10 protein-coding genes and 3 pseudogenes are annotated in these 12,499 nt (G+C 76.0%); 6 read left to right on the forward strand and 7 right to left on the reverse strand.

Annotated elements, in window-relative coordinates:
• Window positions 1–219 precede the first annotated feature (219 nt).
• Window positions 220–757 (forward strand): annotated as a pseudogene (locus D9753_RS23330) (HNH endonuclease).
• Between the two features lie 64 nt (window positions 758–821).
• Here D9753_RS23330 and D9753_RS23335 read toward each other — a convergent pair.
• The 5 genes and pseudogenes from D9753_RS23335 to D9753_RS23355 form a co-directional block, all read right to left on the reverse strand.
• Window positions 822–1,434 (reverse strand): annotated as a pseudogene (locus D9753_RS23335) (hypothetical protein).
• Window positions 1,431–2,750 carry a hypothetical protein gene (locus D9753_RS23340; RefSeq protein WP_121788764.1) on the reverse strand — a complete coding sequence of 440 codons (1,320 nt, stop codon included), beginning with the start codon at window positions 2,748–2,750 and terminating at the stop codon, window positions 1,431–1,433. Before D9753_RS23340 ends, D9753_RS23335 begins: the two are co-directional and overlap by 4 nt.
• A complete protein-coding gene (locus D9753_RS23345; protein ID WP_121788765.1) occupies window positions 2,750–3,505 on the reverse strand; it encodes an ABC transporter ATP-binding protein in 756 nt (251 codons plus the stop codon). The genes D9753_RS23340 and D9753_RS23345 overlap by 1 nt, the downstream gene beginning before the upstream one ends.
• A gap of 127 nt (window positions 3,506–3,632) precedes the next feature.
• Entirely contained in the window at window positions 3,633–4,721 is a 1,089-nt protein-coding gene (locus tag D9753_RS23350) for a zf-HC2 domain-containing protein (protein ID WP_121788766.1), read from the reverse strand.
• Complete coding sequence (locus tag D9753_RS23355; RefSeq protein WP_121788767.1) at window positions 4,718–5,335, reverse strand: RNA polymerase sigma factor; 618 nt, start codon at window positions 5,333–5,335, stop codon at window positions 4,718–4,720. The genes D9753_RS23350 and D9753_RS23355 overlap by 4 nt, the downstream gene beginning before the upstream one ends.
• A gap of 156 nt (window positions 5,336–5,491) precedes the next feature.
• Here D9753_RS23355 and D9753_RS23360 point away from each other — a divergent pair, with 156 nt between their 5' ends.
• The 3 genes and pseudogenes from D9753_RS23360 (at window position 5,492) to D9753_RS23370 (ending at window position 8,252) form a co-directional block, all read left to right on the forward strand.
• Window positions 5,492–5,734, forward strand: a complete 243-nt coding sequence (locus D9753_RS23360) for a hypothetical protein (protein ID WP_121788768.1) — start codon at window positions 5,492–5,494, stop codon at window positions 5,732–5,734.
• A pseudogene (gene malQ, locus D9753_RS23365) lies at window positions 5,735–7,833 on the forward strand (4-alpha-glucanotransferase). It begins immediately after the preceding gene.
• 131 nt (window positions 7,834–7,964) lie between these two features.
• The gene (locus D9753_RS23370; RefSeq protein WP_121788769.1) at window positions 7,965–8,252 is read left to right on the forward strand and encodes a hypothetical protein; all 288 of its coding nucleotides are present in this window, start codon (window positions 7,965–7,967) and stop codon (window positions 8,250–8,252) included.
• A gap of 154 nt (window positions 8,253–8,406) precedes the next feature.
• Here the strand turns inward: D9753_RS23370 and D9753_RS23375 are convergent, their stop codons facing one another.
• Window positions 8,407–8,994: a TetR/AcrR family transcriptional regulator gene (locus tag D9753_RS23375; RefSeq protein ID WP_121788770.1), complete on the reverse strand. Its 588-nt coding sequence runs from the start codon at window positions 8,992–8,994 to the stop codon at window positions 8,407–8,409.
• A 169-nt stretch (window positions 8,995–9,163) separates the two neighbouring features.
• On the opposite strand from D9753_RS23375, the gene D9753_RS23380 reads away from it, so the two are divergent.
• Complete coding sequence (locus D9753_RS23380) at window positions 9,164–10,702, forward strand: FAD-dependent monooxygenase (protein WP_163010767.1); 1,539 nt, start codon at window positions 9,164–9,166, stop codon at window positions 10,700–10,702.
• A 71-nt stretch (window positions 10,703–10,773) separates the two neighbouring features.
• Here D9753_RS23380 and D9753_RS23385 read toward each other — a convergent pair whose 3' ends face one another.
• The gene (locus tag D9753_RS23385; RefSeq protein ID WP_121788772.1) at window positions 10,774–11,274 is read right to left on the reverse strand and encodes a MarR family winged helix-turn-helix transcriptional regulator; all 501 of its coding nucleotides are present in this window, start codon (window positions 11,272–11,274) and stop codon (window positions 10,774–10,776) included.
• 142 nt (window positions 11,275–11,416) lie between these two features.
• Between D9753_RS23385 and D9753_RS23390 the strand changes: the two genes are divergently transcribed.
• A complete protein-coding gene (locus D9753_RS23390; RefSeq protein WP_121788773.1) occupies window positions 11,417–12,418 on the forward strand; it encodes an EamA family transporter in 1,002 nt (333 codons plus the stop codon).
• Window positions 12,419–12,499 lie beyond the last annotated feature (81 nt).

Raw genomic sequence — 12,499 nt, forward strand, 5'->3', positions numbered from 1 at the left:
TCGTGCGTGCCTTCGGCCGTTCCGCACAGGAGGCGCGCAGGAGAGACACGGCTCACGCGGGCTTGAACGGGCCGTGCTCCGGGGGATGCATCAGGTGTGGTCGAAAACACTCCCAGCCCGTTACCGGCACATGGTGGCGCTTCCACCAGGCGTCAAGGGAGACTGACCTCAGATCGTCCCGGCGCGAGCCACGCGCCGCCGACGCCCAAGGAGGCACCCGTGCCGCATGTCCTGGTCCTCAACGCGTCGTACGAGCCGCTCGGCGTCGTACCGCTCCGCCGCGCGCTCGTCCTCGTCCTGGAGAACAAGGCCGTCTCCCTCGAGGAATCCGGCGCCTATCTGCACAGCGCGACCGTCACACTCCCCGCTCCCAGCGTGGTCCGGCTCAAGCGTTTCGTGCGGGTTCCCTACCGGGGGCCCGTGCCTCTGACCCGGCGGGCGCTCTTCGCCCGCGACGGGGGCCGGTGCATGTACTGCGGTGGCATCGCAACCAGCGTCGACCACGTCATCCCGCGCAGCCGCGGGGGCAAGCACGTCTGGGACAACGTGGTGGCCTCCTGTCGCCGCTGCAACCACGTCAAGGCCGACCGCCACCTGGTCGAGCTGGGCTGGCGGCTGCGTCACAAACCCGCCCCGCCCCTCGGGCCTGGCCTGGCGCATCATCGGCACCGGTCACCGCGATCCGCGCTGGCTCCCCTACTTGCAGCCGTACGGCGCGGACGACGCACTGGCCCGGATCGACGGCATCTCCGCGTAGGCCCCCCGGCCCGCGCACCGCCCCCGCCAGGCGGTCCCCGTGGCGGGCCGGCGCCGGCCGCGGTTCAGCCGCGGGGCCCCTCGGGGCGGGCGCCCCGCACGGCGTACCCGGCCGCGCCCAGCACGAACGCCGTCAGCGCCGCCGCCCACGCGCCCGGCTGCGCGCCCGGCTGCACCGGCCACGCCCACACCGTGGCCGCGCGGCCGTGCGCACCGTGGGAGCCCAGGTACACCGCGGTCACGTAGCCGAACGCGGGCAGCCAGCTCACCCGGGCGCCCAGCAGGACGGCCGCCGCCGCGGTGACCCCCGTACAGCCCAGGGTGTTGCGCAGCACCGCCGGCGGCCCCGAAGGTCTCCGTACGGCCGAGCACGGCCGGCATCAGCAGCAGCGCGGCCAGCGCGGTCAGGGCCGCCAGTTGCGTCAGCCGGCGCGGCCACCACGGCCGTACGGCGGTGCGGTCCAGTTCGTCCGACGCGCTGTACAGGCTCGTCCCGATCACCGCCGACGCCAGCAGCGGCGCCAGGGCGACGACCGGCACCCGGCGGTCGGGGTCGAGGTAGGCGTCCAGCCGGCCGGCCGCCCACACCGCGAAGGCGGCCGTGGCGGCGAGCGCGGCCAGGGTCAGGGGGAGCGCCCGGGAGCGGACGTGGAGCACGGGTCCGTGGAGCGTCGTCACAGTGCGGGAATCTCCTTCGTACGGCAGTCCGCCCGGGCCGCGAAGTACGCCGACAGCCACGCGCGGCGCTCGTGCCCGTCCATCCCGGCCAGCCGGGCCCGGGCGGCGACGGCCCGGCGCAGCCAGGCGTCCTGGGCGTCGGACCCGTCCAGGCGGTCCCGCACCGGGCTCGGCGCGAGGTAGTGCTCCACCGCGTCGTCCGCCGTCAGCACCCGGTCGGACTCCTGTTCCTCCGGACAGTCGCCGCGCAGCGCCAGCGCACCGACCGCCTCCCACGCGTACTCCTGCGGATCGGTCAGCCGCCCCCGTACCGCCGACCAGCCGAGCGGCGTGACAGCCGGCAGCGCCGCCTCGTCGGCGTGCGGCGCGTCGCCGTGGTCCGCCCAGCGCACCGGCAGGTCACGCACGCCCCGCAGCTTGTCCGTGACCCCCGACAGGGCGTCGCTGACCTGCGGAAGCATCCCGGCGTACCGGGCGTTCACGCACACCGCCGGAGTACGGGAGGTGTCGCACACCTGGCGCCGGGTGAGCGGATCGGGGTACCACAGGGCGTCCCCACTCTGCGCGAGCAGAGTCCCCGCGGCCAGCGCGGCGGCCAGCGGCAGCAGGGCCACCGCCCGGCGCCGGGCCGCGTAGCCCAGCGCGGCGGCGCAGGCCAGGCCGCCCGTCCACACGGCCATCGCCCACGGCTGCCACCACACCGGCAGCTCCCCGACCCCGGCCAGGGCGGCGGGACTCAGCGCGCGGCCGGCCGACGAGCCGCCGGCCGTCATGACGCCCAGCCCCACGTACCCGGTCATCGCCAGCAGCGGTGCCGCCAGCCGCGTGGGCACGGCCCGCCCCACCACATGCCCGGCCAGCGCGCCCGCCGCGACGGCGGCCGAGTCCCCCGGCAGCAGCGCCAGGTGCGGCCGGTCACCCTGCGCGTAGGGCCAGGTGGCGAGGAACGCCGCGGCCACCGTGAGCAGATAGCCGGCGACCACCCAGAACGCGACGGGCAGGGCCGCGAGCAGCAGACGGGCGAGGGGCGTGCGTACGGTCGTCGCCCACAGCTCCTCGGTACGGCGCCGCCGCTCCCGGCCGCCCTGCCAGCAGCCCGCCGCCGCGGCCAGCGGAACCGTGATCAGCAGCGCCGTGTGCACTTGGACGGCCGTCTCCGACCAGCCGCCCTGCCAGCGGCCCGCCGTCCCGGACAGCATCGCCCCGCAGGTCAGCAGCACCGCGGCCCCGGCCCACGGCGCGAACCCCCGCACCCCCTCGGTCCGCAGCGGATGCGGCGCCCGCACGCGCCTCTGCCGGGCAGTGGCCGACGTCATCACACCGCCTCCCGGGCGCCCGGCGCACGGTGCGCCCGCAGCGCCGCCGTGTACCCGCGCTCGATCGGGTGGTCGCCCGGCCCCCCGGACGTCTCACCGAGCAGGCTGAGCGCCTTCGGCGTACCGCGGTAGGCGATCCGGCCCCCGTCCAGCAGGGTGACCCCCGTGCAGGCGGCGGCCACGTCCTCCACCAGGTGGGTGGAGACCACCACGGTCGCCGTGGCCCCCAGCTCGCGCAACAGCTCCCGGAACTCCACCCGCTGCTCCGGGTCGAGACCGGCGGTCGGCTCGTCCAGCAGCAGCAGCGCGGGGTCGTTCACGATGGCCTGCGCGATCCCGACCCGACGGACCATGCCGCCCGACAGCGTCCGGATCCTCGCGCCGGCACGGTCCCCGAGGCCCACCCGGGCCACGGCCCGCTCCACGGCCGCCGGCACCCGCGCGGCCGGAACCTCCTTCAGCCAGGCCATGTACGCCACGAACTCCCGCACGGTGAACCCCGGGTAGTAGCCGAACTCCTGCGGCAGATAGCCGAGCCGGCGCCGCACCCCGGCCCGGCCGCGCCGGCCGGCGATGTCCTCACCGAGCAGCTCCACCCGCCCGGCGTCCGGCCGGGCCACCGTGGCCAGCACTCGGATCAGCGAGGTCTTCCCCGCCCCGTTCGGCCCCAGCAACCCGTGCACACCGGTGCCGAGCGTCAGGTCGAGCGAGTCGAGGGCGAGGGTCTTGCGGTGCCGGACCCGCAGGCCGGCCACACGTAGCGAACTCACAGTCTCTCCAGGACGGGACACCGCACCACGACGGCACGGTGACCCCGGGAATCGGGGCGATCAGGAACAGCAGGAACAGGGGGGCGTGCCGTGGACCGCGCGGCGGGCGTCGTCACGGGCGCAGCGGGCGGTCGAACACCGGGCGGCGCGCCAGCAGCAGGACGGCGCTCAGCGCGGCCCCCGCCGCCCACCCGCTCTGCGCGGCGGCACCGTCCAGACAGCGGGAAAGCTGCCCGGCCAGCCGCGCGGTGACCGCGCCGCCCGGCGCGGCGGCCAGCGGTGCCAGCACGGCGAGCAGCCAGCCGCCCCCCGTCACCCCGGCCGCCACCCGGCACCCGGTGAAGGAGGCCAGGCCCAGCGTGGCCAGCGCCAGTGCCAGTCCGGGCAGCAGCCAGGCCGCCGCGGCCGGAGCGCCCGAGGCGGGCAGCAGCAGCCCGGTCAGGGTCAGCAGCGGCAGGCTCACCGCGAGCACGGCGACCGTACGGGTGAGCGCCAGCCGCAGTCCGCCGCCCGGCGTCGCCGCGGCCACCTCGTGCAGCGGGTCGGCGTGCGGCCCGTAGGACAGGGCCACCCCGGCGACCGGCACCAGCGGGGAGACGGCCAGCAGCAGCGCCCGCGCCCACGGGAACCCGGCCCCGTACGACAGGAGCAGCGCGCCGACGGCCACCACCACCACGGCCGGCGACCACGCCCCGCGCACGGCGGGTCCGGCGGCCCACAACAGCCGCAGGAACCGCGACGGCACGCCCGGCCCGGCGGCCCGGCCGGCCCGCGACAGCCGCGGCAACCCCGACGGCACGCTCCACGACCGTAGGGGCCGCGACGGCAGGGTGTGCCCAGGCCTCCGGCCGGTCCGCGGTTCCCGTGCCGCGCCCGCGCCCGCCTCCCACGCCCGGCCAGGATCCGGCACTCCCTCCCTGACGTGCGCCGGCGAAGGCCCCCCCGCCCGGACGTGCGCCGGCGCCGGCATCGCCGCCCGCGCCTGTTCCGGTGACGGCTCCAGCACCGCCGCCCGTACCTGCGCGAGTACCGCGCCCGCCGCCGTGTCGCGTACCGCGGCCGACACCCGGGTCGCGCATTCCGTGCAGCCCTCCACGTGTTTCTCCAGGGACCAGGCGTCCGGTTCCGGCAGCGTGCCCTCGGCGTAGCGGGACACCAGGTCGTCGCAGGCGTGCCAGGGCCGCCTGTCGGGGTGCGTCATGCCGTGCCTCCCATCGGGGACACCGGGGACGGGTTCAACCGGTCGAGGGCGTCCCGCAGTTCCGCACGGGCGCGGCGGGCCCGGGACTTGACCGTGCCCTCCGGGATACCGAGCAGCCGGGCCGCCTCGCGGGTGCTCAGCCCGTCGACGACCGTCGCCCGCAGCACCTCGCGCAGCTCGGGGGAGATCCGGTCGAGCGCGGTGCCGACATCGCCGTACTCCAGTCCCGCCAGCACCCGGTCCTCGGCGGACGGCGCGGCGGCGGGCTCGTACCGGCCGGGGAACCCGGGCTCCGGCAGCGGTCCCGCGGCCCGCGCGGCCCGCTCCTGTACCCGCCGCGCGTCGACCAGCCGGCGCGCGGCGATCGTCCACAGCCAGCCGCCGGCCTCCTGCCCGCGATGCCCGGCCGCCGACCGCCACACCGTGACGAAGGTGTCCTGGAGCACCTCCCGGACCACCTCGGGATCGGCGCACCGCCGGGTCAGCCGCGCGTGCAGCCATCCGGCGTGCCGGTCGTACAGGGTGCCCATCGCCGTCGCGTCGCCCCGCGCGACCGCCCGCAGCAGGGCCGCGTCCCCGCCGCTGGCGTCGTCGTCCTCCCGCTGGCCCCCCATGGGGCGGAACAGTCTCACACCCCCTCTATCGATCAGCCGGCCCGAGCCGGATCACCCCGCACCGGCCGGGTGCCGCGCGTGGCGACGGCGTCACGGGGTAGGCCTGCCCGTAACCGTCCGAGCCCTAGCATCCGGCACACCGACAAGGAGACCCCCGTGGCCGCACCGGCTCTCTCGATCCCGGCCCAGTACAAACCCGTGGCGGAGCCCTCCGCCGACACCGACGCGGCATGGCTGTGCGCCTCCAGCTCCGAGACCGCGTACGCACAGACACCGCTGACCAGCGAACCACCGCTGCCCGACGCCGAACCCCTGACCAGTGAGCCCCCGCTCGCCGAGACCGTCCAGCTCACCAGCGAGGCCGACCCGGTCCCGGACTCCTTCGCACCGGGGCTGTAGATGGCCGCGGCGCCCGACGAGCACCCCGCGCCCGACCTCGCCCGGCTCGCCGAGCTGCACGGGGTCGCCACCTCCTACCGCCCCGCCCCCGACCGCACCGTCCAGGTCCCCGCCTCCGCCGTCACCGCCGCGCTGGCCGCCCTCGGCGTCGACGCGGCCGGCCCGGACGCCGTGCGCACCGCCCTCGCCGCGCGCGAACGCGAACTGCGTGAACGCCTGCTGCCCCCGACCGTGGTCCAGTGGGCCGGCGCCGAACCGCCCGCCGCCCTCACCGCGCTGCCCGCCGGCACCCGGCTGCGCGTCCTGACCGAGGACGGGGAGGAACGCGAGGACACCGCGGACCTGCCCCTGGGCGTGCACCGGCTCACCGCCACCGCCCCCGACGGGCGGACCGGGGACGGCCCACCTCGTCACCGCCCCCGACCGGCTGCCCGCCCCGCCCGGCCGCTCCCACGGCCTCCTCGTCCAGCTCTACTCCCTGCTCTCCCGCCGCTCCTGGGGCATGGGCGACCTCACCGACCTCGCCGAGCTGGCCGGCTGGGCCGGACGCACCGCCGGCGCCGGCTTCGTCCAGGTCAACCCGCTGCACGCGGCCGTACCCGGCGCCCCCACCGACCCCTCCCCGTACCGCCCCTCCTCCCGCCGCTTCCCCGACCCCGTCCACCTGCGCGTCGAGGACGTGCCCGAGTTCGCCTACGTACAGGACCGCGACCGCCTGCACAGCCTGCTGGAGCGGGCCGAGCGGCTGCGCGCCGACGTCCTCGACAAGGGCGCCCTCATCGACCGGGACGCCGTGTGGGAACTGAAGCGGGAGGCGCTGGAACTCGTCCTCCGGGTCCCCCTCGCCCCCGGCCGGCAGGCCGCCTACGACGCCTTCCGCGCCGCCCACGGCCAGGCCCTCGACGACCACGCCACCTGGTACGCCCCTCACCGAGGTCCACGGCCCCGACCGGCAGTACTGGCCGGACGGGCTGCGCGACCCCCGCTCCGCCGCCACCGCCCGCGCCCGCGCCGATCTCGCCGACCGCGTCGACTTCCACGCCCGCCTCGCCTGGCTCACCGACGGCCAGCTACGGGCCGCCCAGCGCGCCGCCCGCGAGGCCGGCATGTCCGTCGGGATCGTCCACGACCTCGCCGTCGGCGTGCACCCCTGCGGTGCCGACGCCTGGGCCCAGCAGGACGTCTTCGCCGCCGGTATGTCCGTCGGCGCGCCCCCGGACGCCTTCAACGCCCGCGGCCAGGACTGGGGCCTGCCGCCCTGGCGCCCCGACCGGCTCGCCGCCTGCGGTCACGCCCCCTACCGTGACCTGCTGCGCGCCCTCTTCCGCTACGCCGGAGCCCTGCGCATCGACCACGTCATGGGCCTGTTCCGGCTGTGGTGGATCCCCCAGGGCAGCCCGCCCACCGAGGGCACCTACATCCATTACGACTCCGACGCCATGCTCGCGATCCTCGCCCTGGAGGCCACCCGCGCCGGGGCCGTCGTGATCGGCGAGGACCTGGGCACCGTGGAGCCCGGCGTGCGCGAGATGCTGGAGCGGCGCGGGGTCCTCGGCACCTCCGTGCTCTGGTTCGAACGGGACTGGGAGGGCGACGGCCGTCCCCTGCTCCCCGAACGCTGGCGTGCCGACTGCCTGGCCACCGCCACCACCCACGACCTGCCGCCCACCGCCGCCCGGCTCACCGGCGACCACGTCGACCTGCGCGACCGCCTGGGCCTGCTGACCCGTTCGGCGGCCGAGGAACGCGCGGAGGCCGCCGCCGACGCCGCGGAGTGGCTCGCCCTGCTCGGCAGCCTCGGCCTGCTGGACAGCCCGGCGGCCGGACCGCCCGGCTCCGACGAGGAGGAGGAGATCCGCGCCGTCCACCGCTTCCTGCTGCGCACGCCCGCCCGCCTGATCGGCGTCTGGCTCCCGGACGGCATCGGCGACCGCCGCCCGCAGAACCTGCCCGGCACCTGGGCCCAGTACCCGAACTGGCGCCTGTCGATCGCGGACCCCGAGGGCCGGCCGGTGCCCCTGGAGGAACTGGTGGCCTCCCCGCGGCTGCGGGGGCTGCTCGGCGTACTGCGCGACGAATCCGGCCCGTCCGGGCAGTGAGGACGGGGCCGGTGCACGGCCGCGGCGGAGCCCCGGGGGCGGCGGTCCCCGGGGCTGCGCCGCGCGGACGCCCGGCCCGCTACCGGCACCCCGGGCGCGCACACTCCGCGGCCGTTCGCTAACTTGGCACCGTGGACAAGAACAACGCCCTGCGCGCCGGCGCCCTGGCTGCCGGTACGACGCTGATGATGCTGCTCATGTCGTCCCCCGCGCTCGCGCTGACCCGCGACGACGGTGACGACCCCGGCAAGGGCCTGAGCGTCATCGAGACGCTGGGCCTGTATGTCTTCGCCCCACTGGTGCTGTTCGCGGTGATCGCCGGCCTGGTGATGCTGCTGGACAAGTCGCGGGCCAGGAAGGACACCACCTCGTCCAACATCGACATCAAGCCCGACGCCCAGGCCCAGGTCAGGGCCTGAGCCTCGGTTCGGACCCAGGACCGACCGGGTCCACCGGTTCCGTCACCGAGGGCGCCTGTCCTCTCCGCCGGTACGCGCACATGCCGTACCCGGGGAGGACAGGCGCCCTCGGCGTTTTCACCGCCCTGACCGGTCAGGGGGGCGTGCGGCGAGGTCACGGGTGTGGCGCGGTCAGATACCGCTGCACCGCCGGCCCCAGCCACGCCACCAGCTCCTCGCGGGTGAGCGCCCGGGCCGGCGGCAGCCGCAGCACATAACGCGTCAGGGCCAGTCCGAGCAGTTGCGCGGCGCACAGCGCGGCCCGCGCCGGCGCCTGCTCGGGATCGGGACACACCTGCCGGGCGACGGGCAGCAACTGCTCCCGGAAGATGTCCTGCATCCGCTCGGCCCCGGCCTGGTTGGTGACACCGACCCGCAGGACGGCTCTCAGCTCCTCGTTCTCCTCCCACAGGCCGAGGAAGTGGCCCACCAGCGCGCGGCCCACCTCCTCGCGCGGCACCCGCGCCAGGTCGGGCAGCCGCAGATCGAGCGTGACGGCCGCGGCGAACAGTCCCTCCTTGCTGCCGAAGTAGCGCATCACCATGGAGGGGTCGATCCGTGCGTCGGCGGCGACGGCCCGGATGGTGGCCCGCTCGTAGCCGTCGGCGGCGAAGCGCTCGCGGGCGGCGGCGAGGATGGCGGTACGGGTGGCGTCGGAGCGGCGGGGCTTGGGGGCCGACTTCGACTGGATGCTGGCCGTCATGGTGACGAGCGTAGGCCAACGGGTGTGGGCCAACAAGTGTTGACCACGCTGTGTCGGCGTTCTACGCTTGCCAACAAGCGTTGACCAACGGATGTTGGCAAGCGGACGTCGGCAACGCGATCCGGGCACCGAGCGTTGGCCAACAGCCGTTGGCACCCAGGAGGCCATCATGACCGGCACCACGGGTACGACCACCACGGGTACGGCCACCACGGATACGGCCACGTCGGGCACCGCCCCGGGCACCACCACCCCGCGCGTCATCGTCGTCGGCGCCGGCCCCACCGGTCTCCTCCTCGCCGGTGACCTCGCCACCGCCGGTATCCCGGTCACCGTCCTGGAGAAGCGCCCCCACCGGCTCAGCAACCTCTCCCGCGCCTTCGTCCTGCACGCCCGGACCCTTGAGCAGCTCGACGCCCGCGGCCTCGCCGACGAGCTGGAGGCGCTCGGGCAGCCCCTCGACCGGCTCGGCCTCTTCGGCCGGCTCACCATCGATCTCGCGGGCCTCCCCTCCCGCTTCAACCACCTCCTCGTCCTGCCGCAGTACGAGGTGGAGAAGGTGCTGGAGCGGCGCGCGGTCGAGGCGGGCGCCGACATCCGCTACGAGACGGAGCTGACCGGCCTCACACAGGACGCGACCGGTGTGACGGTACGGGCCGGCGGACCGGAAGGGGAAGAACCGGCGGAAGGGCGTACCGAGATCTTCCGGGCCGCGTACGTCGTCGGCGCCGACGGCATGCGCAGTGCCGTGCGGCAGGCGGTCGGGCTGCCCTTCCCGGGCAGATCGGTGATCCGTTCCGTCGTCCTCGCGGACGTCAGGCTCGCCGAGCGGCCGTCGACGGTGTTCACCGCCAACGCCGTGGGTGACGCCTTCGCCTTCCTCGTGCCCTTCGGTGACGGCTACTACCGGGTGATCGGCTGGAACCGCGCCCGTGACGTCCCGGACAGTGCGCCGCTGGACCTCGACGAGGTCAGGGAGACCGTCCGACTCGCCCTCGGCCGGGACTTCGGCATGCACGACGCCCGCTGGATGTCCCGGTTCCACAGCGACGAGCGGCAGGCGCCGGCGTACCGGGCCGGGCGGGTCTTCCTCGCCGGGGACGCCGCGCACGTGCACACGCCGGCCGGCGGGCAGGGCATGAACACCGGGCTCCAGGACGCGGCGAACCTCGGCTGGAAGCTGGCGGCGGTCGCGGGCGGCCACGCGGACCCCGGGCTGCTCGACAGCTACCAGGCCGAACGGCACCCCGTCGGCAGGGCGGTGCTGCGCAGCAGCGGTGGGATCGTCCGCCTCGCCATGGCCAGGCGCCCCTGGGCGCTGGCGGCCCGCGCGGCCCTCACCGCGTTCCTGGGCGCGGTCGGCCCGGTGCGGCGCAGGCTCGTCGGCCAGGTCACCGGCATCGGCTACCGCTACGCCGCGCCGCGCGGCGCCCACCCGCTCACCGGTGTCCGCGTCCCGGACGTCGCCCTCGCCGGCGGCGGCCGGCTCCACGAGGCGCTGCGCGGCGGCCGGTTCGTACTGATCGCGCCGGAGCCGTACGAGGCGGGGTCCGGGCGCGCGGACCGGCTGGCCGTGGCGCGGTGGGTGAGCGACCGTCGTACGACCGTGCTGGTGCGCCCGGACGGATACGCGGCCTGGGCCGCCGACGCGGCCACCCCGGCGCAGACCGGGGCGGCCCTCGCCCGGCACCTCGGCCCCACCGGCTGACCCCGGGGCCGCCTCGGCTCACCGGCTGACGTCGAGGACGCCTCGGCTCACCGGCTGACGCCGGGCGGCGGCTACTCGGTCGTCGCGTCGAGCAGGGTCCGCAGCAGGCCGGCCAGGTGGTCGGCCTGTTCGGTGCCCAGGGCGGCCAGGGCGGCGTTCTCCTCCGCCAGGCCCGCGCCGACCGCCTCGTCGATCAGCCGCAGTCCCTCCTCGGTGAGGGTCACCTGGAGGCCGCGCCGGTCGTGCGGGTCGGGGGAGCGGCGCAGCAGGCCGGCGTGCTCCAGTTTGTCGAGGCGGCCGGTCATCCCGCCGGTGGTCAGCATGAGGGTGGCCGAGAGCTGGCGGGGCGAGAGGGCGTACGGCTCGCCGGAGCGGCGCAGTGTGGCGAGGACGTCGAACTCGCCGCGGGAGATGCCGTACGGCTTGTACGCCCGCTCCATGCGGTCGCCCATCGCGCGCGCGAGCCGGAAGATGCGGCCGAACACCTCCATGGCCCGGGTGTCGAGGTCGGGCCGCACCCGCGCCCACTGCTCGGTGATCACGTCGACGGGGTCCGCTGGCTGTTGCTGCATGGGCGAAAGTATCGGCCGCCTTCCGCTCGACCGCAAGAAACTGGCCCACGAGAAAGCCACTTGACACTAAGTAGCTTACGACTAAGCTAATCCTTGTTGATCCGACCGGATCCGTCACCGCCTCACCGGAAGGGGTCCTCCCATGGCCACCCGCCGCCCGGGCAGCACCGCCGTCATCGCCGTCACCGCACTCGCGCCCATCTCCTGGGGCACGACCTACGCGGTCACCACCGAGTTCCTGCCGCCGGACCGCCCCCTGTTCACGGCGCTGATGCGGGCCCTGCCCGCCGGCCTGCTGCTCCTCGCCCTCACCCGGGTGCTGCCGCGCGGCACCTGGTGGGTCAAGGCGGCCGTGCTCGGGGCACTGAACATCGGCGCGTTCTTCCCGCTGCTGTTCGTGGCGGCGTACCGGTTGCCCGGCGGGACGGCCGCGGTCGTCGGTTCCGCCGGACCGCTGTTCGTCGTCGGGCTCTCGGCGCTGCTGCTCGGGCAGCGGCCGGCGTTGCGGACGCTGCTCACCGGGCTGGTGGCCGCGTTCGGTGTCAGCCTCGTCGTGCTGCGGGGGGCCGGGGCGCTCGACCTCACCGGCGTCCTGGCGGCCGTCGCCTCCACGGGCTCCATGGCCGCGGGAACGGTCCTGACCAAGCGCTGGGACCGCCCCGACGGCGTCGGCCCGCTGGCGCTCACCGGCTGGCAGCTAACCGCCGGCGGCCTGCTCATCGCACCGATCGCGCTCCTGGCCGAGGGCGCCCCGCCCGCCCTCGACGCCCCGGCCGTCGGCGGCTACCTCTACCTCGCCCTGGCCAACACGGCCGTCGCCTACTGGCTCTGGTTCCGCGGCATCGGCCGGCTCACCGCCACCCAGGCCGGTTTCCTCGGCCCGCTCTCCCCGCTGACCGCGGCGGTCGTCGGCTGGGCGGCCCTCGGCCAGGCGCTCACACCGGTGCAGATCGCGGGCATGGCGCTGGCGTCCGGAGCGACCCTGGCAGGACAGTTCGCGGGCGACCGCCGCCGACACCCGTCCGGCCCCGCCGAGAACAACAACCCCGTCGAGAACACCGGCCCCGCCGAGAACACCGGCCCCGTCGAGAACATCGGCCCAGCGACCGCGACGCCCCCGCCGGTTCCGGCGCCGCGAGTCTGAGGACGACACAGAGCCCCGGCCGGGCGGTGGCCGGGGCTGCGCCGAGGAGGGAACGCGAGGGCGCCCGGGTCGTGCCGGGCG

Source organism: Streptomyces dangxiongensis (assembly GCF_003675325.1).
Classification (GTDB): domain Bacteria; phylum Actinomycetota; class Actinomycetes; order Streptomycetales; family Streptomycetaceae; genus Streptomyces; species Streptomyces dangxiongensis.